The organism is Sandarakinorhabdus sp. AAP62 (assembly GCF_000331225.1).
GTDB lineage: Bacteria > Pseudomonadota > Alphaproteobacteria > Sphingomonadales > Sphingomonadaceae > Sandarakinorhabdus.
The window spans coordinates 130,930-152,412 of the sequence record NZ_ANFY01000004.1; the positions used below are offsets into that span (position 1 = coordinate 130,930).

The window sequence follows — 21,483 nt, forward strand, 5'->3', positions numbered from 1 at the left end:
GGTGCGTCTCCGGTTCGGGGGGGAAAGTCACCCCCTAGCCGCGAAGCCGCAGCGCCTCAAGCCGTTCCCGCATGGCGGGCGGAATCGGGGATGGGGCGGCGCCTGGCTCGCGGTGCACCAGGATGCTGTCGCACAGGGCAATGCAGTGTGGACCGTCCGCGCCGTCCTGAAAGGCCGCCATCGCCACGGTGAAGCTGCTGCTGCCGATGCGGCTGATGGCGAGGGTGACGGTGACGGGCGCCGGATAATCGCCTTCGGCCAGATAATCGATGGCGACATGCGCCACCACGACATGGGATCGTGTCTTGTCCGGCGGCGGCGCCCCCGGCCCAAAGCGCAGGAAACGCACGCGGGTTTCCTCGAACAAACGGGCAAAGGCCACGTTGTTGAGGTGGCCGTTCACATCCATGTCGCCAAAGCGCGTTTCAAGGCGCAGCCTGTCGGGATAGGCGTCAGGCTGACGCCGCCGTGGGTCGTCCTTCACCGCAGGCTGTACCGGATCGGCATGGATTTCAGGCCCGACACGAAATTGGCGACCGACAGTTTCGGTTCGCCAGTGAGCGCAATTTCATCCAGCCGTGGCAGCAGTTCGGCAAACAGGGCCCGCACTTCCATCCGCGCCAGATGCAGCCCCAGGCATTGGTGGACGCCGTTGCCAAAAGCCGTCTGCGGATTGTTGGCCCGGTCGACCTTGAAGCTGAAAGGGTCGTCGAACACGGCTTCGTCGCGGTTGCCGGACCAGTAGAACAGCGCCACGCCGTCACCGGCCTTGATGGTCTTGCCGCCGATCTCGGTATCCTGGGTGCAGGTGCGCATGAAATGCTTCACCGGCGTCACCCAGCGGATCATCTCTTCGACAGCGCCGGGAATCAGCGACGGGTCTGCCTTCAACTTCGCCATTTCCGCCGGATTTTTCGTCAGCGCCAGCAAGCCGCCCGAGGCGCTGCTGCTGGTGGTGTCGTGGCCGGCGGTGACCGTGATGGCATAGTAGCTGATGGCTTCCAGCATGCCGATGGGCTCGTCATCCACCATGCCCTGCGCGATCACGGTGGCCAGATCGTCGCGCGGATTGGCGCGCCGATCCGCCATCACCTCGCCGAAATAGGCGAAGAACTGCTGTACCAGCGCAAAGATATCGACTTGTGGGTCGCCGCTGGCTTCGGGGCCGCCCAAACCTTGCGTCAGGATGCGGCTACGGGCGACCACGTCAGGATCCTGCGGGCCAAAGATTTCCTGCGTCATCTGCAGCATGCGGCCTTCGTCCGCCTCGGGCAGGCCCAGGATCATCATGATGACGCGCAGCGGATACCAGAGCGCCACTTCATTCACAAAATCGCAGCTGCCGCCCAGCGACGCCATGTGGTCGACATGCGCCTTGGCAATGGCGGCGATCTGCGGTTCCAGCTTCTTCAAATTCTGCGGCATGAACCAGGTGTTGGTGATGCGGCGCAATTTCATGTGCAGCGGATCGTCCAGATCGACCAGCGTGCGGAACAGGTGCGTATCGCCGGTGGTGTTCTTCACCCACTCCTCGGCCTCGATGGGGCTGATATAGGTGCGTTCGCGGTTGATGAAGCGATCATTGGCCTTGGAGATGGCCACGATATCGGCATGGCGGGTGATCGACCAGAAGGGGCGGAAGCCCTTGGGCTGGGTCCAGTGCACCGGGTCTTCCGCGCGCAATTTCGTGTAGGCGTCGTGGATGCTCTCATCGGCATAAGCCGCCGGGTTGACCAGCATGTCGTCGATGGTGTCGCTGTTGAAACCGGGGAAAGGCATGGCGGTCATTGCTGGCGTCCTCTCGCTTGCACGGCGCCGCGTGCGGCTTCGACTTCGGCGGCGGAGACCTTGGCATTGGCCGCCGTCGAACGCTCGGCTTCCAACGCCATCCCGTCGCCGAAGGTCATGGCGTAACCGTCGTTGATCAGTTTCTTGTATCCACGCGCGAAACCGGGGGCGATGCTGGCCATGTCGTGGGCGAGCTTCACGGCGGCGGCGATCAGTTCATCGGCCGGCACCACCCGGTTGAGCAGGCCCCAGCGCTCGGCCATCGCGGCATCGAGGAAATTGCCGCTCAATGACAGTTCGCGCGCCCGATAGGGCCCGATCAGTCGGGAGAGTTTCTGGCTGAGCCCCCAGCCCGGCATGATGCCCACCCGCGCATGGGTATCGGCAAAGCGCGCATTCTCGCTGCCGATCAGCACATCGCAGGCCAGCGCCACTTCAAAGCCGCCGGTGATGGCGACGCCATTGATGGCGCCAATCACTGGCTTGCCGGTCTGTTCGATGGCCTTCACCGGGTTGTCGTCAGGGCCTTCCGCGTTCGCAGCACCAAGGCCCTGCTGGCCCAATTCCTTCAGGTCCAGCCCGGCCGTGAAGGCACGGGTGCCGGCACCGGTCAGCACGATGGCGCGCACATCATCGTCGGCTTCCAGCGCGCGGAACACGCGGGCCAATTCACGGCGCAGCGCCTGGCTCAGCGCATTCATCGCCTGCGGGCGATTGAGCGTGACGATGGCAACCGGGCCATCACGGCTGACCAAGACGACATCTTCGGACATGCAGCGTCCTCCCTTTCCGGCACATTAGTCCAATGCGCGGCCGGGGCCGCCTGCAATTGGCGATAGGGCTGGCTTACTTTGCCCGCCGCAGGATGATGTAGAAGGCTCCGCCGCCGCCGTGGCGTGGGTGGGCGGCGCGCAGGGACGCCACATGGGGCCGCAGATCGGGCCGTTCCAGCCAGTGCATCAGCTCGGCGCGGATGCGCGCCGGCCGGTCGGGGCGGCCCTTGCCGGTGACGACAAGGATCACGCGGGTGCCATCATTGGCGAGGATGGCAGAGGCCAGCGTGGCATGGGCGTCCACCACCGTGTGGCCATGCAGATCGATCACCCGATCTGGTGACAGGCGGCCGCGGCTGATCTGCCGATCCCAGCTGCCATCCAGCGGCGCGCCGAGCGGGTGGGGCTTTGGCGCGGTCTGGGGTTTGGCGGGCGGCGGTGCCTTGGCGGCGGGCCGTGCCGGGGCCGGTTTGGGCGCAGCCTTGGGAGGGGCAGGTGCTGCGGGTGCTGCAACGGCCGGCAATTCGGGTGCGCGCTTGCCGGGCAGCGGCTTCACGCTGGCCGCCACCCGCGCCCACAAGGCCCGTTCATGGGCGGAAAGGCGCCGCATCAGGGCGTCAGCCGTGCAGCGGCGGCGGCCGGGATCAGCAGCACCAATCGTGCCGGCGAGGATTGCGCGCCGGCGATGGCGGCGGCCTCGGCGCCGGGGCCAAGGAACAGATCGATGCGGTTGGCGCCCTTGATGGCACCGCCAGTATCCTGCGCCACCATCAGGCGCGTGAACGGCGTTGCCGGGCCGGTGAGCATGGTTTCCACCAGCAGCGGCGCGCCGAGCGGGATGAAGGCCGGATCGGCGGCGACGCTGACGAACGGCGTCACGGCCGCGCCCATCGCGCCGATGGGGCCTTCACCCTTCAGTTCCCGGAAAAAGATCTTCGATGGATTGGCATTGAGCACCGCCGGCGCATCGGCCGGGTTGGCGCGCAGCCAGGCGAGGATTTCCTTCATGCCGGCCTTGCCGCGTTCCAGCCGGCCCTGTTCGATCAGCAGCCGGCCGATGGCGACATAATCGCGGCCGTTCTGGCCATCATAGCCGATACGGATGATGCGGCCATCGGGCAGGCGAAGCCGGCCACTGCCCTGGATTTCGAGGAAGAAGGCTTCGTAGGGATCGGCAGCCCAGGCCAGTTCCAGTTGCTTGCCGACCAGCGCCCCCGCCGCAATCTGCTCGCGCGTGGCATAGGGCACCAGCCGCGTGCCCTGCACCCGGCCGCGCACGGTGCGGCCCTTCAGGCTGGCGGCGAAATCGCCGAGCGGCACATCGATCAGATCGGCCGGGCGACGATACAGCGGCACCTCAAAACCCGGCTGCCGGGTCAGGCTGGCGGCGATTTCCGGTTCGTAATAGCCGGTGGCAAAGCCCGTGCCGCCAGCCACGGCAATGGCCCGGAACTGGGTTTGGAAAAACGCCTCTTCCTGCCCCAGTGCCACGCTGGCGGCCGCGGCGCAGGCTGGCTTCCAATCCTCGGGGCGGGTCAGGCCCGAAAGGTCTTCACGGCGGGTGAGACCGGCGCACGACGTGCGGAAGGCGGCCAGGGCGGCAGCGGCTTCCGGCAGGGCGGGCAGATCGACCAGCGCAACACCTGCATCCGCCGCACGGGTGACAGGCGGGGGCTTTGGCGTTTCAACTGGTGGCGCAACAGCCACAGGGGGTGGAACCGCAACCGCAGTCGCCGGCCGCTCCGGCTTGCCAGCACAGGCAGCCAGCAGCATCAGGCTGGCCAGCGCAATCCACTGGCGCATGCAGCGCTGATCAGGCGTTATTGTCGGGAGCGTCGCCCAGCAGATCGGGCGGCATCTGATCGGAATCGTCTTCATTGTCGGTGGCGATCAGCACCCAGGCCGGATCGGTGCTGCCGGCCAGCCGGCTGAAGGTCCACAGATCGCGGGTTTCAATCTCGCCATCAGCGGTGGCGATGCGCGCGGCAAACCCCACGGTCACTTCCACCATCTGGCCAACCACCGTGGCATCACGCAGGCTGGACGCACCCAGGCTGATCAGCCGGTTGGGCAGGCGGCCACCGCCGCGCGCTTCGATGGCGTTCGACAGATTGTGATGCACTTCGTCCGACACCAGGCCGGTCAGGCCCGAAAGATCGCCGGCCCAGAAGGCATCAAGGATCAGGCCATAGGCGCTGCGGGCGCCGGCGAGGAAACGATCAGGGGCGAAACCGGGATCGGCATCAGCCACCGCTTCCAGCGACGGCAGCAGGCCGCGATCCGTGCCCGGGGGCAGCAGCAACTGGCCGCGCACGGGGCGTTCCGCTTCGCGGCGCGGCGGCGCGGTCACTTCGGCGCTGGGGCGGAAACTGTCACCGATCGGACGCTCCTGCCCGGTGCGCTTGCCGAGCACGGAGACGAGGCGCAGGCCGATGAACGCGGCCAGCAACGCCAGCAGCACAATCTCGACCCAACCACTGCCTTCGGACATTTATTATCCCCAACCACCGCGCGCGATGGCTTGATGAAAAAACCCGCCATCAAACCGGATGGCCAGCTGCGCAAGGCCAGATGTGACACCGATCATGCCACTGGCACAATGCGGGAATCACCTCGGACTTCGCCCAACTTCTCCGCACAATCGGCCTTTATGGCGTCTATTGCAAGGGAATGCGGCAATAACGCCGGCAGTTCAGGCCGCGGGATTGGCGGCCATGGCAGCGGCCAGTTCCTTCACCAGCTTGGCGGCGACCATTGCGGTCATGCCACCCACGTCGCGCGCCGGGTTCAGTTCCACCACGTCGCCGCCGATGATCGGCGTGTGGAGATCAAGCAATATGTTGACGATCTGGCGCACGCTGAGGCCGCCCGGTTCCAGGTGCGACACGCCCGGCGCGAAAGCCGGATCGAGCGCGTCGATGTCGATCGAGACATAAAGCGGCCGGTCGAATCGCGGCCGCCAATCGTCGCGGAAATGCCGCGCCTCGATGATCTCCACGCCAAAGCGTGCCGCCTGGTCGCGGCAATGGCGATTGAGGGTGCGGATGCCGACCTGCACCAGCCGGCGGGCATGGCCGCCTTCCATGATCCGCGCGAACGGCGAGGCATGGGAACGGCGATTGCCGTCGAGTTCGTCATAGAGATCGGGGTGGGCATCGAAGTGCAGGATATCGAAGGCGCCGTGGCGAGCCGCCAGGGCTTCGACCACCGGAAAGCTGATGGCGTGATCGCCGCCCAGCGCAATCAAAGGCCCAGGGCAAGCGGCGATGGCAGCCCGGATGCGGTCATCGTCACCGGCATCTTCGGAAATGGCGACGTCGCCGCGATCGACCAGTTCGAAATCCAGTCCGATTTCCGTCCCGCGTTCAGTGGCGCTGTTGCCGTGCGGGCTGGCCAGGGCGGCCCGGATGGCGGCCGGGGCCAGCGCGGGCCCGCGCAAGAAGCTGCTGTGCTGATCGGTGGGGATGCCGATCAAGGATAGGGTTGTAGACATGAAACAGCCGCCAGAGCACGGGGTTGGGGGTCGGCCGTGCGCTGGCGGCCAGCAAAGATGGTGCGGGCGGCGGGACTCGAACCCGCACTTCCATGGGAAAGCGGATTTTAAGTCCGCTGCGTCTACCGGTTCCGCCACGCCCGCCAATGGTCTCCGCTGGTGCCTGCCCTGCACCGGCGTGGCGTCCGGTGCGGTTCAGCCGTTGAGGCGCTCGCGTAATTCCTTGCCCGGCTTGAAATAGGGCACTTTCTTGGCATCCACCTTGACGGCAGCGCCGGTGCGCGGGTTGCGGCCGGTGCGCGGATCGCGGGCGCGGGTGGAAAAGGCACCGAAACCGCGCAGCTCAACCCGTCGGCCCTGCGCCAGCGCATCGGTGATCTCGTCAAAGATGGTGGCGACGATGCGCTCGACATCCCTGATGGTCAGATGCGGATTCTGTTCGGCGACGATGGCAACCAGTTCAGATCTGATCATCTTGGCCTACCTCGTTTGGCGCCACCCCGGCGCAGTCCCCCCAAAAACAAAGCAATTCTATTGCATTGGCGGGGATGGTCAAGGAGCGCCTGTCAAAAAAGCGCAACCTGCGTGCCATAATCGTCCGCGCGCCGGCAATTGGGCCCGCAGGCGGCTCGATTCAACGAAAAACGCCCCGGCAGATGCTCTGCCGGGGCGTGTTTCCGTTGATCGCCGAAGCGGCAATCAGCTCTTGTCGGCTTCCTCGCGGGCCTTGTTGAAGGCCGCACCCAGGATGTTGCCCAGCGTCGCGCCCGAGTCGGACGTGCCATATTGGGCCACGGCTTCCTTTTCTTCGGTGATCTGCAGCGCCTTGATGCTCAGCATCGGCTTGCGGCCCTTTTCAAAGCCAACCACCATGGCATCGACCTTCTGGCCGGGCTGGAAACGCTCGGCCTTCTGGTCTTCGCGATCGCGGCTCAGATCGTTGCGCTTGATGTAGCAATCCGGGCCATCTTCGCCGATCTTCACATCCAGACCGCCATCGCGGGCAGCGACCACGGTCACCGTCACGATGTCGTTCTTCTTCCAGTCGCCGCCGCTGGTGTTGCGGGTGCCGGTGGCCGCGCCGGTGCCGCCCTGTTCATCAAGCTGCTTGATGCCCAGGCTGATGCGCTCCTTCTCGATGTCCACTTCCAGCACGCGGGCCGAGACGCGCTCGCCCTTGTGGTGGCGCGACAGGGCGCCTTCGCCGGTCATGCCCCAGGCGATGTCGCTCATGTGCACCATGCCGTCGACGTCGCCATCCAGCCCGATGAACAGGCCGAATTCGGTGGCGTTCTTGACTTCGCCTTCCACGATCGAACCGACCGGGTGGGTTTCGGCGAACACTTCCCACGGATTGCGCTGAGCCTGCTTGAGGCCAAGGCTGATGCGGCGCTTTTCCTCGTCCACTTCCAGAACGATGACTTCGACTTCCTGGCTGGTCGAAACAATCTTGCCGGGGTGAACATTCTTCTTCACCCAGCTCATTTCCGAAACGTGCACCAGGCCTTCGATGCCGGCTTCCAGTTCGACAAAGGCGCCATACTCGGTGATGTTGGTGACGCGGCCCTTGTGCTTGGTGTCCACGGCGTACTTGGCGGCAGCGGTGGTCCACGGATCGGCTTCCAGCTGCTTCATGCCCAGGCTGATGCGCTGGGTGTCGCGGTTGATGCGCACGATCTGCACGCGCAGCACGTCGCCGATGTTCAGCACTTCGCTGGGGTGGTTGACGCGCTTGTAGCTCATGTCGGTCACGTGCAGCAGGCCGTCGATGCCGCCCAGGTCCACGAACGCACCATAATCGGTGATGTTCTTCACGGTGCCGTCAACGATCTGGCCTTCGGCCAGGCTGCTGATCAGGCCGGTGCGGGCTTCGGCGCGCGATTCTTCGAGGATCGAGCGGCGCGACACCACGATGTTGCCGCGCTTGCGGTCCATCTTCAGCACCTGGAAGGGCTGCGGCAGGTTCATCAGCGGGGTGACATCGCGCACCGGGCGGATATCGACCTGGCTGCCGGGCAGGAAGGCCACGGCGCCGCCGAGATCGACGGTGAAGCCGCCCTTGACGCGGCCGAAGATGACGCCTTCGACGCGCTCGCCAGCGGCGAACTTGGTTTCCAGCGCATCCCAGCTGGCTTCGCGGCGGGCGCGATCGCGGGACAGCATGGCTTCGCCATTGGCGTTCTCGACGCGGTCCACGAACACTTCGACTTCATCACCAACCTTCAGGTCGGTCTTGCCATCCAGGCCGGCGAATTCGCGCAGGGGCACACGGCCCTCGCTCTTCAGGCCGACATCGATGACGACAAATTCATTTTCCAGCGCGGTCACGACACCGCGGACAACACGGCCTTCAAAGCTCTGGTTCTCACCGAGCGAGGCATCAAGCAGAGCCGCAAAATCATCGCGGGTCGGCTGGGCAGAAGTAGCCATAGAGTATCAAACACCTTCAATTGGGATCGGCGCGGGCAAGGTTTGGCCGAAAATTCGGCCGGTTCCCACGAAACCCCTCGGCAAGGCACCATTGCCCGCCGTTCATCGCCGTCGCGGTGGCACCATGCCAGCCGCTCAAACACACCGGGAAAAACGAAAACGCCCGGGCAGGACAGCGCCTGCCGGGCAACCCTCGCCAGTTACCGGCCGCCGCGCTGTCTCGCCTTTTCCACAAGGTCGATGGCAGCAGCGACGGCCGCGGCTATACCGAGATCGCTGGTATCAAGCAAGGCAGCATCGGCAGCCTGCACCAGGGGCGCGGCAGAGCGCCCGGAATCGCGGGCATCGCGCGCATGAATGTCGGCCAGCACATCGGCCAGCGTCTGATCGCTGCCCCGCCCGGCCTGTTCGGCATGGCGGCGCTGGGCCCGCACTTCCGGCGCCGCCGTCACGAACAATTTGGCGATGGCATCCGGCGCGATCACCGTGCCGATATCCCGCCCATCCAGCACCGCGCCACCCGGCTGCTGGGCAAAGCCGCGCTGCACATCGAACAGCGCCGCCCGCACCGCCGGATGGCTGGAGACGATCGAGGCATAATCGCTGTTCAGCGCACTCATCAGATCGGGATCATCCAGCAGCGCCGGATCAAGCTGCCGCGCCGCCTGCGCCGCTGCCTCGGCATCATAAGGATCATGCCCCGCCAGCCGCACCGCCAGCCCGCAGGCGCGATACAATTTGCCGGTATCCATGAACGGCAGGCCGTAATGCCGGGCCAGCGCCTTGGCGATGGTGCCCTTGCCGCTGGCCGCAGGGCCGTCGACGGCGATGACGAGGGGTGGGGTGCTGGTCACGCGGTCGGGTTAGCGGCTGGGTCGAAGCGGAGCAAGGGCAAGGAAGAATTGCCTCCGGCGGCAAGGGTCGCAGACCCTTGACCCGTTGGATTTCGGCCCCTCCTTCCCGTAACGTCACTCTGAGCATTTCCCAGGCCGTGAACTATATTGCTCCCAGGATTCATTCCAAGATGAAAGGCTCCAGCCCAAATGAAGAAGCCACAATGACGATACGCAGCTATAGCCCGGATGACATCGAACCGGTCATGGTGGCATGGCGGAGCGCAAACGCGCTCGCCCATCCGTTCCTGTCCGACACCTATGTTGCGCGATCGGAACTGGAAGTTCGGGACCTCTATATCCCCAACGCCGAAACCTACGTTTTCGAAGATGGCGGGAAGGTGGTCGGTTTCATCTCGCTTGTTGGCAATGAGATTGGCGGATTGTTCCTGGATCCCTCCAGACACGGCAAAGGCATCGGGAAAGCTTTGGTGGATCACGCATTTGCCATCAAGGGTCCACTGAAAGTCGAGGTATTCCGTGATAATCGCGTCGGACTGCCGTTCTACGAACGCAATGGCTTCGTTCTGGTGGCGCAAGAATTGCATCAACCGACCGGCCAGATCGTCCTAAAACTTGCCATGCCGAATTGCTGACGCCTCGGTAGCCTTGGGGGCAGGAACCTCGGAATCACGGGGACAGCGGAGTTTCCGGGACAATATACTCAACCCAACCCTCCCAGCGTCACAGGCCACCTCGGAATGCGGGTGCAGGGGGCACCCTGCCTGCCGGAGGCTCCCTGCATTTCCTTGTTGCAGAGCGCACTTCGAGACGCTGTCCTACAAGGCGCTGGCAGCGCTATACTCTGCGTCTGGTTGCCCTGGTGCTCTTTCCACGATTGATCTTGTCCAGACGCGCACGCGCATGCGGAAAAATCTGTAACCTTTGTAACCTGCAGCCGCGGCAAGTCCGCCTGAAAGCGAATGGGTCCAGGGTCTGCGACCCTGGCCGCCGGAGGCCTTCTGCTTCTTTGCCTTCTGCCTGTCCTACAGCATCGTCGCCGAGTTACATTCGCGGCCATGAGCGACGGCGCTCATCAGCAGCGGACGGGTGAATGCGAAGTCGCAAAAACCGCGAGATACGGAAAAAGTGTCAAATCCCGCCGCTGCATGCAGCCCTATTTGCGAAGCCCCAGTGGGCGCAATTGACGGGGACAGGGGGCAGACCTACGCTCGGCGCAAAGGGCAAATCGTCGTGTTGGTGAAGTGCTGGCGCGTTGAAAAATGGGGGGATACATGGAGCGTCGCACATTTCTGAAGGCAGCCGGCCTTGCAGCGGCCAGCGGTGTGGCGGCGTCTGCTGCGGCGCAATCGGCGCTGAAATGGCAGCGCACGGCCAGGCCGGCGGATGTGGTGGTGATCGGGGCTGGCGCCTTTGGTGGCTGGACGGCGCTGCGGCTGCGGGAAATGGGCCACACGGTCACGCTGGTTGATGCCTATGGGCCGGGTAATGCGCGGGCCACGTCGGGCGGGGAAACGCGGCAAATCCGGGTGGGTTATGGTGATCGCGAAGTCTATTCGCGCTGGGTGTTGCGCGGGATGGAATTGTGGCGGGAGCGGGAGCGGGAGTTCGGGTTGCCGCTGCTTTCGCAGGCGGGGCGGTTGCAGCTGGCGACCGATCTCAATGCCGGCCTGCGCGGCTCGCGCGATGTGTTCACCCGGCTGAAGGTTGATCATGAACTGATGACGCCCGCCGACATGCGCCGGCGCTGGCCGCAGATGGAGCCGGGCGAGAACATGGTGGGCCTGTATGAGCCGGGCGCGCTGATCGTGCGCGCCCACCGCGCCTGCCTGGCCGTGGCGGAAGCGGCGGCGAAGAAGGGCGTGCAGCTGGTGGCGGGCCGTGCCCAGCCCGGGCAGGCCGGTGGCGGCGCCATGGCCAATCTGGCGCTGCAGGGTGGCGGCGCAGTGAGCGGGGCGAGCTATGTCTTTGCCTGCGGGCCGTGGCTGGGCCGGCTGTTCCCCGATCTGCTGGGCCAGAAACTGCAGACGCCGCGCCGCGAGGTCTATTTCTTTGGCGCGCCGGCGGGTGATGACCGCTATTCCTGCCCCAACCTGCCGGTGTTTTCCGAAGCCAGCCACTATGGGTTCCCCAATGTCGACGGCAAGGGCATCAAGGTCTGCCCGGTGGGCGGTGACACCATCATGGACCCGGACAATGATGAGCGCATGGTCACGCCGTTCCAGGTGCGTCGTTCCCGCGATTATCTCGCGCGCCGCTTTCCGGGGCTGAAGGACCAGCCGATCGTTGAAACGCGGGTGTGCCAGCTGGAAAACAGCGTGGACGAGCATTTCATGATCCAGCGCCATCCGGGGTGGGACAATGTCTGGATCGCCGGCGGTGGTTCCGGCCACGGCTTCAAGCATGGCCCGGTGGTGGGCGAATATATCGCCGAACGCGTGCTGGGCCGGCCAACTGATCCCGCGCTGGAAGCACTGTTCCGCGTGAAGGACGACAAGTTCTGATCACTGGGCGGTCGCGGCAGCCGCCGCACAGCTTCAATCAAATGCCACATGCCGGAGTTGGCCGGACAGGGCGCGGACATCAAGCGATGCGCCATCTGGCTCATCGGCATGCGCCATCGGTACCTGAGCGTGCGTGCAGCGCAGTTCCGCCACCAGCAGCAGATTGCCGTTGGCACAATGGTGCCAGGTGGCGGGATCAACAGCAATGGCCAGTTCGATCATGGCCTCATCGCCGCCGACGGCACGGCCCGATGCCAGAATGCGCCCGTCGGTCGCCTCGACAGACCAGTGCACTTGCGAGTGCGCGCCCACGATGGCGGCTGGGAAGCGGTGCCAGATCTCCAGCAGCGCGCGCCGGTGGTGCGGCTGGGCCACCAGCATCAGCACCGACCGTTGTTCAAGCCATCCGTCCGGGTGGCGGCCAGCAATCACCTGCCCGCCGCAATCGAGTGACACCGCATCGGCCTGGCTGGCCGGATCGCGGCCATAACCAAGCTGATCGAGTGCGGGTTGGGTGATGGCATCGATCAGGGCCTGCTCTTCTGCGGCAAAGCCTGATCGGCTGGTGTCCCGGCCGCGGTATTGAATGGTCTGCGCAAGATCGTGGACGATGCGATCGGAGGCAGCGACGCCGATGACCTGCAGCGCCTGGCGGAAGGCGAGGTGCGGGTTGCCGCTGAGATCTTCGTAGCGGCAAAGCCTGGCACCCGCCCGCAGCAGCCGGGCGCAGGCCAGCGCATGCCGGGCATAATATCCCGCCATTTCGGCAATACTGCCGCTGTATTCGGCGGCAAATAGATCGATCGGATTGGCGAGCCTGGCCTGCATCGAGCGGATCACCGCAAACGGCCGTCTGACCACAACGAATAAGGGTGCTGCATTGGTGGGTGCTCGCCGCCAGCCGAGTTGATCGAGGGCGAGGGCGTTGGAAGGCGTCTTTTCGCCGACCAACGGTTTGCCCGAACGCCGGCGCAATTCCCGGGCCAGGATCGCCGAAAGCTGATCAGCACAGTCCAATCCCTTGAAATCGCGGCCAAGGGTGGCTGCCATCTCATCGGCCAGCAGGTCAAGATCCGCCTCGCCAAAGCGCAACGGGGGTTCGGGGCTGCCCATGTGCAGATTGAATTCCACCAATTCGATCAGGTTGACCTGCAGACAACGCCGCAGTTCCGCGCGCACGGCCGGCAGGGCAGCTGCGGAAACCGGGCGTTGTCCGGCCATTTGCAAAGCAAATTCAATCAGATGTGATTCTGATGCGTGGCAGTAGATATCGGGATGCCGGTTGAATGCATCGGCAAACGCGGTGGTGCCGCCGCGCGGGATGCCGCCGACGACAAAATCAAGCGTGGCCAAGTCTGTCGCCGGCCAAGAACCTTGCCAGATTGCACCCATATGAAAACATAACGCACCAGAGCGCCATTGTCCCTCGGGAGTAGGTTTTATCCTATATCCTATTGAAAAATAAAAATAAAAAACTTACACAAAACTTTCACGCTTGAAATATTGTTGTTGATTTTCAGCTCCCACGGCAACAATGTTACACGAAACCTTGCGCAGGTGCGAAGCTGCTACTGACCATAGTGTTCGCACCCCGTAAGGGGCACACAGACGGGGCAGTGTATGGGCCTGAAAAAGAAGCAGTTTTCAGAAGATGAAGTCGTCATTTTTGACGAGGCCCTGATCCAGAAGCGTGGCGAATACTGGCACTTCCGCATGTGGCTGGAACGCGAAAACAAGTACGCCCGTGTCAGCCTGCGCACTCGAAACCGTGACGCAGCCATCGCCAAAGGCAAAGAGTTCTTCCACCAAATCAAGGCCAACCAAACTGCTGGCAAGACCTACTTCTCTCTGACGGCGCAGCAAGGCGTCGACATGTATCTTGAGCAACGCAAGAAGGATGTGGATGCGGGCCTGATCGTCAAGGGCCGCTATGGCACGATCCGCATCCACCTCAATCACTGGCTGAACTTCATCGGTGCCAAGACCAAGCTCAAGGAGCTAGAGCGCACCGACTGCGAAAACTATTACCACCGTCGGTCAGAAGAGAGCGGCAAGGGCGGCGCCAGCCTGTCCACGATCAAGAATGAGCAGAGCTCGATCAATGCCATGATGGAATGGCTCTACAAGCGCAACGAAGTCACCATCCGCGAATTCGACTTCAAAAAGCTGCCGCGCATTTACAACGACGAAGAAGCAATTCGTCGCGCCACGTTCACCCGAGATGAGGTCACAAATCTACGCAAGGCGCTCTTCAATAAGGCAACCGAGGTGGCAAAAGACCTCTCCAACCGTCGCAACCTCACCCGGTTCATCACAGCATACTATCTTATGGTGGCTTCGATCACCGGTTTGCGCACTGGTGAGCAACGGCAGCTAACGTGGGGTGACATACGCTTTGACACCGTGGTCAAGGGTGAAGGTGACGACGAAGAGGAAATCCCTGTCGTTGCTATCACCGTTCGTGCGGAAACATCCAAGGTCCGCAAGCGGCGTGTTTTCTACGTCCAAGATGACGAGCTGTTCGACAACCTGCTCAAGGCCATGAAGCCCCTCATGGGGAAACAGCAGCTTTCAGACTGCCTCATTTTCAGCCGAGACGGCAAAACCATGATCAAGGAGCACGACATCCTTGAAACCTTCGCATGGGCCTTGGAGAAGGCAGAGGTAGACGATCACAAGAACCGCAATCTCGTTCCCTACAGCTTCCGACACTATTTCATCACCGACCGCATCAAGTCGGGCCTGAGCTACGGCAATGTAGCCAAAATGTGCGGCACCAGCGTCACGCAGATCGAACGGACCTACTTCCACATCGACACTGAGATCATGATCTCGAATGCGCTAGCGGGCTATTTCGTGTCCAAGGAAGGCGTGATCGTCACGACCTGACTGCGTGGCAGTTTGAGCCTCTTCATATGGCGTTAAATCTGCGGTTTGCGGGCCCTATAGGCGTCTTGCGCAGCGTCGGCTGGTGCGAGCAGCGGGCCGAGTATCATGACATCGACAGGGCTGTTGTATCCACAGAAACGCCGCCGGAGCGCGGGCTCACGACGGCGCTGATTCCCTGAACTTATCGCTTGTAGAGAATGACTACCTCGCCCTTTCGCAGCTCGTCCTCCGACACGTAAGAGCACTTCGCGAACCGAGTTTCGATTTCCCCACTCATGTATGTGCCAATCACCTCGGCTTTGACCTGATCAACCGTGCCACCGCAGAATTGTGCCAACTTTTCGCGGAAAATCCTGGGTGATTGTGTGCTGGCTACAGGCCCAGTGAGAGACGCAAGAGAGCCGTCTTCATTGAAGCGGAAGCCGTAACCTTTGATGAAGGGATCGCCCCAGCCCATATCGTCGAACGGGCTCAGGAAGATGGTGCTGCCCTTGAGTTCGCCTTCGTCGGTCAAGGCATCATAAATTGCCTTCGTCTCTGTGCCGCGATCAAAGGCTCGAGGCGGAGAAAACAGCTCGAAGTTGTTTGTCGGCTTGGGCAGCCTCCGTCCGTTGAATACGAGATCCGCCAAGGTGATCGTGGGCTGCACGGGCTCCGATTGCGAGGCACCAGTCGCTGCTGCTGTGGCCCGCTTCGCTTCCTCGTCGGCAAGATGTTTTGTCCAAGACGCCTTGTCTGCAAAGCCAGCTTTTTCGGCCCTTCGCATTTCTTCGACTGACGCAAAGCCTAGCTCCTGCGCCTTCTTGTTTTGTTGCTGTCCCGAAATTCCAGCGACAATTACGAGCGCAACGAAGCCGCCTGCAACGCCGAGCTTGGCTTTCTTGCTGAGGCCGCCAAAGCCGCGCACAAGCCGGGCCACACCCTGAAAAATGCCTACAGTCGAAAATCGAATAAGCTTGAACCACCAACGTTGTGTGATGGCTGATTTGTTCTCGTCTGACATCATACCCCCTGCAATTGCGAGGAGGTTGATGCGATCCGACTAGCCTCCCCTTAGGTTGAGAGGCACCGGCCCAAGCCGGGTGTTAGGAACCCTGCGTAGCCACAAGGCGCTGCCGCTTTTGGGCAGAACCTTGGACATATGCGACAGCCACCCGGCCAGAATATCTCTGACCGGCTGCTACTTACTGAGGTTCCTACGCCTCACAGCCGGGACTGACCGGACTGCCCGCACACAATGCGGAATTCAGAGCGGCAGGGCAACGGTAAATTATGCCGTATCCGGGCGTTGCTAGTGACGACGACAGAAAATCATAAATATCTGTTGATATGAGATTTTTTGAATTCGCCACTATCAAAACCACCAAGCCTATGAACCCAGCACAGGCCCGCATCGCTGCGCTCAAGCGGAACGTCGAAAATGGTCGAGCCGCTTTGAAACAAGAGAGGGATATGCAGCGCATGGCTAGGGAACGTGAGGCTCAGCGCAAAGCTCAGCAGCGCCGCACAGGCTGACCATTGCAGCTATGCCTGTCTCACGAATCGACATGCATCACCTGATCCCGAAACTTTGGCCGTAAAACCAGCATTTTCGCACCGATCCTGCATCCCATTGGCAGGCCAATTCATCTTGGGACACTCAAGAAAATGGCCGTGAAAGGCCTGATTTTCCGCCATTTTCGGTAGGAAGGGCAATTAGGCCGACACTACGCTGCCTTCATCAACAACGATTAAAGGCACGGAAATGTCATCGCTTTCCAAGTTCACGTTCAAGACGCTGGCCAAAGCGCCGCCAGTCGATCCCATTCAACGACGCCGCGACAAAATCATGGCTGCCATTGAGCAGCAGAAGCTGGTGCTTGCAGCAGCCATCAAGGGTGAAACCTTCACCATTCCAGCCAAGGCCGAAGGCAAAGCTTCCAAGGCAGTGCGGCCATGGTGGATTGCGCAGGATGGTGGCTTCTATGTGCAGTGCCGATACGGCGCCCGGCCCTTGCTGCTCAACGCCACCAACAATGCCGTCTTTGTTAACAAGCTCGACGAAGTTGCTGCCGTGCTCACTGCCTTTGCCGCTGCCGCCAAAGCCGGTGAGCTTGATGCTGCAATGGCAGCCGTTGCCGAACGCAAGAAGGGGTAATGGCCATGGATCAATACCGAGCATGGGTCCGCGTACAGCCCACAGGAACCGACACGGTGGTCGTCGATGCTTACACAGAAGAGGAGGCAAGGCAGTATTGCGAAAGCCTCCACGGCGTTGGCTGCATCATCTTTATGGCACGGCGGAAGCCCGAATTCGTGGAAGCAGAACGCAAGCGCCACCGGGAGGCACGGCAATGAAGCGGTATCGCTTGCTCGTGCGCCTGAGCAACGGAACCACGACCCGCATCATCGTCACAGCCGAAAGCGACTACGCTGCCAAGCTGATCGGTGAGGCCCAATTTGGGCGCGGGCAGGTTCTTCACTACACGCGGGCCAGCTGATGACAGTGGCCCACATTGCCGAGCTCAACGACGCTGCTCGTACTTCGTTCATTGGCTGCCGTGTCGTGATCACCAAGGGCATTGCAGCCATGGACGATCTCGATGGCCTTTATGCCAAGGTTCGTGCTTTCAACGAATTCACCGAGCGCAACGATCCCTACGGCGAGCACGACTTCGGCAGCATCGAGCATGAAGGCCAGACGGTGTTCTGGAAGTTCGACTATTACGATGTCGATCTGCTCATGCACTCGCCCGACGCCAGCGATCCAGCTGTCACCTGCCGCGTACTGACAATTATGCTGGCCGAGGAGTATTGAGCCACTCACGATAATCCCATCTTGATGCCGCATAGCGCACAGACGGTGGCGTTAGATAAGATCAGGCGTGGTGCGGTTCTCCGCATGTGCTGAAAATTGCGCAGCAGGTTTTTTGCCAGCGCATATACCTTTCGGTAGCTCGCGTGGCTTGCAGACCGTAACGTGTTAAAATCGAGCCCTGACCTCATTTTATCGGCCTGATTGGTTTTACCAAACCGAGCCAGAAAATAGGCCGGATTTGCCGCCAAAGGATAAATATCTGCAAAGGGATATGCAGATATGAATTGGGGCAAGAAGATCGCCGAAAACTCAATCAAGAAGATCGTCAAAGGTCCATATGACGTGACCGGTGTGCTGGCCTTCAAGGATGGCGAGCGCATCTGCCCCGAGAAGGCCATGAAGCTGTTCGCTGCATTCTTTCACAAGGCCGACCGCGTGTTTTTTGGCCGAGCAGCCGACAAAGGCTATGGCATCAATCGGCTCTGCTTTCTGGAATTCGGCAAGAGCCAAAAGTGCATCCACGTGCACTTCGTTGCACAGTCTATGATCGATCCTGTAGTATTCTCAGCCATCCTGAACGTGCTGTGGAATACGCTTGATGCTGACACTGCTACACTGAAATCCAACTGGATCACACCCATTCACGACAAGCAGGCCATAGCGGAATATGTCACCAAGGAGATGTGGCGCTTTCGAGATGATAGCCTTGTTATAAACTGCGATCACCACAACGATGATCCCAGAGCTTACACCTCATTCTGCAATGACGCTCAGGCCCAGCGTATCGCAAATCACCTAACCGATGATTTGTTCGAGGCTGCGTTGGATAATGTTCCAGTTCATTCGGTTCTGATCCGTCACAAATTTAACGAACGCCAGCGGGCTCAAGCGAACAAAGACCGTGAGCGTGGACAGCGCATGGCAAACTCAATGGCATCACTCAGGCAATTTCTCTCCCAAAAAACTTAGGCACATTCATCAAGGCTTTCTCAGGCACCGCATAGGCATTCTTTAAGGCACATTATCAGGTTCTAACACAGCAACGGTCAGGGGTCGAAGTGCTAGGCATACGGCTCTCATAAGGCATCATTATGGCGCATTGTTATGGCTTATATCGTTGGCATTGAAGGTAGGTTGTGGACATTTCCACCGCCTATCCTCGTTATACAATAATCAACAACACACTCCCTACATATCAAACACTATGAACCACAACGAACACACATTGAACATCACAACACGCATACGCAGAACAAACGATGTGCTCACACTAAACGCTTATTGATCCGCCGTAGGCCACAGTACCTTCACCGCAGCCGATCACCTTTCCCCATTTGATAGCCACGCATATCCAGAGCACGATCACATAGAGTTCACGCTTCTCCACGCTCCCTAAGCGTTATCCAGCGTTGTCCATATAAATATCGATATGAACACATCACTGATCGATCACATCTATCTCATATTGCGCAATGCCAAGCTCACAACGACACGACAGGCGTTCAGCCGGGAGTATGTAGGCAAGAACCCGAACTGGTCTGCATATCAAGCTCACATGAAGCGCGACTTCTCCATAACGGGTGCGATCAATTGCCTACGCTCGATACGCTTATGCAAAGAGCGTGATGCAACGTTAGACCTTGTGCAGCTATGTGCATTGCGTGAAGCAGAGGCTTTGCTGCTTGAGCATCTTAATGAACGCTACAGCGTGGCCGACATCTGCGCATAGATTTTTCCAGACCGAAAGGTAAACTATTTGCTCGTACAGGCCGTCACCGGCCTTTAGCCCGATACTCATTGGGAAACCCTAGTGATCAACGAACGCAAGTCTTTCGGAGAAATTCTCTCTGCTACTCCCGAGCTGATGACTAAGGGGCAATGGGCCTGCATCAACATTGAGACGAGAAGTGCGTGGCCATCGAAGGCCCAGGCCTTTAGCTTTGAAGGCTATGATCTCTGGATCATTCCCATAACCACCGACAACTACCCGGGTATCGCGGTAAGGTTGGTTGCTGGGCTAAATCGTGACCAAGCATTGGCTCTTCTGCATCGCGCACTTAGCGTGATCGCGTGGTTGGATAACACCGGTGCTATCGTAACGCATATGACGGGGGGAGACTTACCCCGGATGATGGGATTATCGAAGGGAACAGGGCAAACGATACGGGACCAACTGGACCTTAGCGACCTGCCTCAAATTAGTGATGCACGTGCCAAGGTTGCACTGGCGCTTATGCGTGAAGGGCGCGGGCTAAACCACCCGGCATATGCGTTCTTGTCGTTCTACAAAGTTCTGGAAACAGCTTTTCCCAAGGGTCGAGCTCGAGGACAATGGATTGCCGAAAACCTTGATAGGCTCACTGACCATCGCGCTGTCGAAAGTCTCTCCCAGCTGCGAGCCAGCGTGAACGGTGACGTGGGTGCTCATTTGTACGAATCAGGGCGTCAAGCAATCGCCCATGCGCGGCACGATCCCATAATTAATCCAGACGATCCGCAGGACTCAAAACGTCTGCGTGCCGAACTTCCGATCATGGAGGCGCTAGCTGTGCTTGCGATTGAGCAGCGCCTCGGCGTCCAAACCAGTCAGACCCGATGGAAAGAGCACCTCTATGAGCTTCGGGGTTGGAAACCCATTATAGGTGCTGAGCTGCTTGCTCTAATTCTCCAAGGGAGCTGTCCGCCGGACATCAACTTGGACGTCCCAATTCTGAGTGTTCGACTGAGGCGAAGCGAAGGTTTCCCGCCGCTTGAACGGATGGTCCCCGTCCGAGGCGAAGTGACGCCGGATGGTTTGGCTATGATCTATCAAAGCGGCGATGGGCTGGTAGATTTCCCCTTCCATCTGAATTTTCGAGAGGAAAGGCTGCAATTCAACCTTGCGGACATTGTAGTACGCGATGACACAACATTCAGCGCAGCGACAAACGCGGCGCATATAGCCCGCTTCGTCCGCGACTACCTCGGTAATGGCGAATTACAGCTTTGGGATGCTGATACCAATGAGCTGTTATCGCGCTGCGATGCGTTCATCCCAACGAACTGCTTTCTCGATCACGACGCCGCCAATGCCAACATAGCACATTGGGAGGCGTTGGCTGTTGAGCGAACGAGCAGCGAAGTCTGACAAAGAAATACATAAAAGTTCACCGACCACCGCTATGTCATTGACTTAGAAAAGAACTTCATCGACCCCCTTTCGGTAGGAACGTCGCCTTGATGAAAATATGCTGAGCACAGCAGAAAAGTTCATCAAGAGGCGGTTTCAATGGCCAAGGCTAAGGTGCTCACCAAGGACGAGGTGCGTCGTGTGCTGCGCATTGCGGAAACAGGCAGTCACGGCCAGCGTGATAAGCTGGCACTTGCACTCAGCATCATGGGCGGCATGCGTGTCGGTGAAATTGCCGCACTTACCATTGGCGATGTGCGGGGCTTGGATGGCAGGGCGGTGGACATCATTCACCTCGCCAAACACCAAACCAAGGGCCATCGTTCACGGCGTGTGTTTGTCGGAGACGAGTTGCGCCGGATTTTGAGCATTTTCTTGGGACACTCAAAGGAATTGCCCGATACGGCGCCCCTGATCGCCAGCTCCCGAACGGGCAAGCATATGTGCACGGTCACGCTGTCGACGAGGCTCAAATCCATTTACCGCGCAGCGGGCATAGACACGAGCAGTCACGCAGGGCGCCGCACATTCGCCACGCGGAAGAACGAGCTGGGCATTGGGATGGCCACGATCCAGCAGCTCATGGGGCATTCCTCGATCCAGACCACGGCGCTGTACTGTCATGTCTCGGATGAGCAGCTCAGGAACGCGGCCAACGCGGGTTGACACGCCATTTCAGTCAAAAATTTTGCTTGCTCTACAAGGAGGCTGTCCAAACTGAAGCTTGATTGCTAGGCTGCTCGGCTACCCACTTGGCAGGGAGCGTAACGAGCAGGGGTTTTGGGG

22 protein-coding genes and 1 tRNA gene are annotated in these 21,483 nt (G+C 60.6%); 10 read left to right on the forward strand and 13 right to left on the reverse strand.

Features of this window, described 5'->3' with window-relative positions:
- Nucleotides 1-34: 34 nt before the first annotated feature.
- From D619_RS0104015 to cmk, 11 genes are all read right to left on the reverse strand, one after another.
- Complete coding sequence (locus D619_RS0104015) at nt 35-484, reverse strand: acyl-CoA thioesterase (protein ID WP_017667282.1); 450 nt, start codon at nt 482-484, stop codon at nt 35-37.
- Entirely contained in the window at nt 481-1,788 is a 1,308-nt protein-coding gene (locus D619_RS0104020; RefSeq protein ID WP_017667283.1) for a cytochrome P450, read from the reverse strand. Before D619_RS0104020 ends, D619_RS0104015 begins: the two co-directional genes overlap by 4 nt.
- Nucleotides 1,785-2,561 carry an enoyl-CoA hydratase gene (locus D619_RS0104025; protein ID WP_017667284.1) on the reverse strand — a complete coding sequence of 259 codons (777 nt, stop codon included), beginning with the start codon at nt 2,559-2,561 and terminating at the stop codon, nt 1,785-1,787. The genes D619_RS0104020 and D619_RS0104025 overlap by 4 nt, the downstream gene beginning before the upstream one ends.
- 73 nt (nt 2,562-2,634) lie before the next feature.
- Nucleotides 2,635-3,171 (reverse strand): Smr/MutS family protein, encoded by a 537-nt coding sequence (locus tag D619_RS0104030; RefSeq protein ID WP_017667285.1) that lies wholly within the window; start codon nt 3,169-3,171, stop codon nt 2,635-2,637.
- Nucleotides 3,171-4,364, reverse strand: a complete 1,194-nt coding sequence (locus tag D619_RS0104035) for a murein transglycosylase A (RefSeq protein WP_017667286.1) — start codon at nt 4,362-4,364, stop codon at nt 3,171-3,173. Before D619_RS0104035 ends, D619_RS0104030 begins: the two co-directional genes overlap by 1 nt.
- A 10-nt stretch (nt 4,365-4,374) precedes the next feature.
- Nucleotides 4,375-5,052 carry a Tim44/TimA family putative adaptor protein gene (locus tag D619_RS15515; RefSeq protein ID WP_017667287.1) on the reverse strand — a complete coding sequence of 226 codons (678 nt, stop codon included), beginning with the start codon at nt 5,050-5,052 and terminating at the stop codon, nt 4,375-4,377.
- Nucleotides 5,053-5,253: 201 nt separating this feature from the next.
- Nucleotides 5,254-6,036, reverse strand: a complete 783-nt coding sequence (locus tag D619_RS0104050; protein WP_017667289.1) for an arginase family protein — start codon at nt 6,034-6,036, stop codon at nt 5,254-5,256.
- Between the two features lie 76 nt (nt 6,037-6,112).
- Nucleotides 6,113-6,198, reverse strand: a tRNA-Leu gene (locus tag D619_RS0104055).
- 51 nt (nt 6,199-6,249) lie between these two features.
- The gene (gene ihfB / locus D619_RS0104060) at nt 6,250-6,528 is read right to left on the reverse strand and encodes an integration host factor subunit beta (RefSeq protein ID WP_017667290.1); all 279 of its coding nucleotides are present in this window, start codon (nt 6,526-6,528) and stop codon (nt 6,250-6,252) included.
- Between the two features lie 225 nt (nt 6,529-6,753).
- Nucleotides 6,754-8,484 carry a 30S ribosomal protein S1 gene (rpsA, locus tag D619_RS0104065; protein WP_017667291.1) on the reverse strand — a complete coding sequence of 577 codons (1,731 nt, stop codon included), beginning with the start codon at nt 8,482-8,484 and terminating at the stop codon, nt 6,754-6,756.
- A gap of 200 nt (nt 8,485-8,684) precedes the next feature.
- Nucleotides 8,685-9,338 (reverse strand): (d)CMP kinase, encoded by a 654-nt coding sequence (cmk, locus tag D619_RS0104070; protein WP_017667292.1) that lies wholly within the window; start codon nt 9,336-9,338, stop codon nt 8,685-8,687.
- Nucleotides 9,339-9,475: 137 nt separating this feature from the next.
- Here cmk and D619_RS0104075 point away from each other — a divergent pair, with 137 nt between their 5' ends.
- Complete coding sequence (locus tag D619_RS0104075) at nt 9,476-9,973, forward strand: GNAT family N-acetyltransferase (protein ID WP_206536338.1); 498 nt, start codon at nt 9,476-9,478, stop codon at nt 9,971-9,973.
- Nucleotides 9,974-10,612: 639 nt separating this feature from the next.
- Nucleotides 10,613-11,842, forward strand: coding sequence for an FAD-dependent oxidoreductase (locus D619_RS0104080; RefSeq protein WP_017667294.1), 1,230 nt, complete (start codon nt 10,613-10,615; stop codon nt 11,840-11,842).
- Nucleotides 11,843-11,875: 33 nt separating this feature from the next.
- Here D619_RS0104080 and D619_RS0104085 read toward each other — a convergent pair whose 3' ends face one another.
- Entirely contained in the window at nt 11,876-13,195 is a 1,320-nt protein-coding gene (locus D619_RS0104085; RefSeq protein WP_017667295.1) for a sulfotransferase, read from the reverse strand.
- Between the two features lie 267 nt (nt 13,196-13,462).
- On the opposite strand from D619_RS0104085, the gene D619_RS0104090 reads away from it, so the two are divergent.
- Entirely contained in the window at nt 13,463-14,731 is a 1,269-nt protein-coding gene (locus tag D619_RS0104090; RefSeq protein ID WP_017667296.1) for a tyrosine-type recombinase/integrase, read from the forward strand.
- A 181-nt stretch (nt 14,732-14,912) separates the two neighbouring features.
- Here D619_RS0104090 and D619_RS0104095 read toward each other — a convergent pair whose 3' ends face one another.
- Nucleotides 14,913-15,734 (reverse strand): hypothetical protein, encoded by an 822-nt coding sequence (locus D619_RS0104095; protein ID WP_152417290.1) that lies wholly within the window; start codon nt 15,732-15,734, stop codon nt 14,913-14,915.
- Between the two features lie 741 nt (nt 15,735-16,475).
- On the opposite strand from D619_RS0104095, the gene D619_RS18195 reads away from it, so the two are divergent.
- The 7 genes from D619_RS18195 (at nt 16,476) to D619_RS0104135 (ending at nt 21,363) form a co-directional block, all read left to right on the forward strand.
- On the forward strand, nt 16,476-16,868 hold the full coding sequence (locus D619_RS18195; protein ID WP_017667298.1) for a hypothetical protein: 393 nt from the start codon (nt 16,476-16,478) through the stop codon (nt 16,866-16,868).
- Between the two features lie 196 nt (nt 16,869-17,064).
- Nucleotides 17,065-17,211 carry a hypothetical protein gene (locus D619_RS18010; RefSeq protein WP_017667300.1) on the forward strand — a complete coding sequence of 49 codons (147 nt, stop codon included), beginning with the start codon at nt 17,065-17,067 and terminating at the stop codon, nt 17,209-17,211.
- Complete coding sequence (locus tag D619_RS0104115) at nt 17,211-17,528, forward strand: DUF3768 domain-containing protein (protein ID WP_017667301.1); 318 nt, start codon at nt 17,211-17,213, stop codon at nt 17,526-17,528. The genes D619_RS18010 and D619_RS0104115 overlap by 1 nt, the downstream gene beginning before the upstream one ends.
- Before the next feature lie 279 nt (nt 17,529-17,807).
- Nucleotides 17,808-18,497 carry a hypothetical protein gene (locus D619_RS0104120; protein ID WP_017667302.1) on the forward strand — a complete coding sequence of 230 codons (690 nt, stop codon included), beginning with the start codon at nt 17,808-17,810 and terminating at the stop codon, nt 18,495-18,497.
- A gap of 460 nt (nt 18,498-18,957) precedes the next feature.
- Nucleotides 18,958-19,257, forward strand: coding sequence for a hypothetical protein (locus D619_RS17780; RefSeq protein WP_152417292.1), 300 nt, complete (start codon nt 18,958-18,960; stop codon nt 19,255-19,257).
- A gap of 81 nt (nt 19,258-19,338) precedes the next feature.
- On the forward strand, nt 19,339-20,655 hold the full coding sequence (gene mauJ / locus D619_RS0104130; protein WP_152417293.1) for a methylamine utilization protein MauJ: 1,317 nt from the start codon (nt 19,339-19,341) through the stop codon (nt 20,653-20,655).
- Nucleotides 20,656-20,796: 141 nt separating this feature from the next.
- Nucleotides 20,797-21,363 carry a tyrosine-type recombinase/integrase gene (locus tag D619_RS0104135; protein ID WP_017667305.1) on the forward strand — a complete coding sequence of 189 codons (567 nt, stop codon included), beginning with the start codon at nt 20,797-20,799 and terminating at the stop codon, nt 21,361-21,363.
- The last annotated feature ends 120 nt before the right edge of the window (nt 21,364-21,483 follow it).

Bases quoted from the DNA above. Each gene is read 5' to 3' on its own strand.
- D619_RS0104020 (WP_017667283.1), bottom strand. From the start codon at position 1,788: ATGACCGCCATGCCTTTCCCCGGTTTCAACAGCGACACCATCGACGAC.
- D619_RS0104025 (WP_017667284.1), bottom strand. From the start codon at position 2,561: ATGTCCGAAGATGTCGTCTTGGTCAGCCGTGATGGCCCGGTTGCCATC.
- D619_RS0104030 (WP_017667285.1), bottom strand. From the start codon at position 3,171: ATGCGGCGCCTTTCCGCCCATGAACGGGCCTTGTGGGCGCGGGTGGCG.
- D619_RS0104035 (WP_017667286.1), bottom strand. From the start codon at position 4,364: ATGCGCCAGTGGATTGCGCTGGCCAGCCTGATGCTGCTGGCTGCCTGT.
- D619_RS15515 (WP_017667287.1), bottom strand. From the start codon at position 5,052: ATGTCCGAAGGCAGTGGTTGGGTCGAGATTGTGCTGCTGGCGTTGCTG.
- ihfB (WP_017667290.1), bottom strand. From the start codon at position 6,528: ATGATCAGATCTGAACTGGTTGCCATCGTCGCCGAACAGAATCCGCAT.
- rpsA (WP_017667291.1), bottom strand. From the start codon at position 8,484: ATGGCTACTTCTGCCCAGCCGACCCGCGATGATTTTGCGGCTCTGCTT.
- D619_RS0104080 (WP_017667294.1), top strand. From the start codon at position 10,613: ATGGAGCGTCGCACATTTCTGAAGGCAGCCGGCCTTGCAGCGGCCAGC.
- D619_RS0104090 (WP_017667296.1), top strand. From the start codon at position 13,463: ATGGGCCTGAAAAAGAAGCAGTTTTCAGAAGATGAAGTCGTCATTTTT.
- D619_RS0104095 (WP_152417290.1), bottom strand. From the start codon at position 15,734: ATGTCAGACGAGAACAAATCAGCCATCACACAACGTTGGTGGTTCAAG.
- D619_RS18195 (WP_017667298.1), top strand. From the start codon at position 16,476: ATGTCATCGCTTTCCAAGTTCACGTTCAAGACGCTGGCCAAAGCGCCG.
- D619_RS18010 (WP_017667300.1), top strand. From the start codon at position 17,065: ATGAAGCGGTATCGCTTGCTCGTGCGCCTGAGCAACGGAACCACGACC.
- D619_RS0104115 (WP_017667301.1), top strand. From the start codon at position 17,211: ATGACAGTGGCCCACATTGCCGAGCTCAACGACGCTGCTCGTACTTCG.
- D619_RS0104120 (WP_017667302.1), top strand. From the start codon at position 17,808: ATGAATTGGGGCAAGAAGATCGCCGAAAACTCAATCAAGAAGATCGTC.
- D619_RS17780 (WP_152417292.1), top strand. From the start codon at position 18,958: ATGAACACATCACTGATCGATCACATCTATCTCATATTGCGCAATGCC.
- D619_RS0104135 (WP_017667305.1), top strand. From the start codon at position 20,797: ATGGCCAAGGCTAAGGTGCTCACCAAGGACGAGGTGCGTCGTGTGCTG.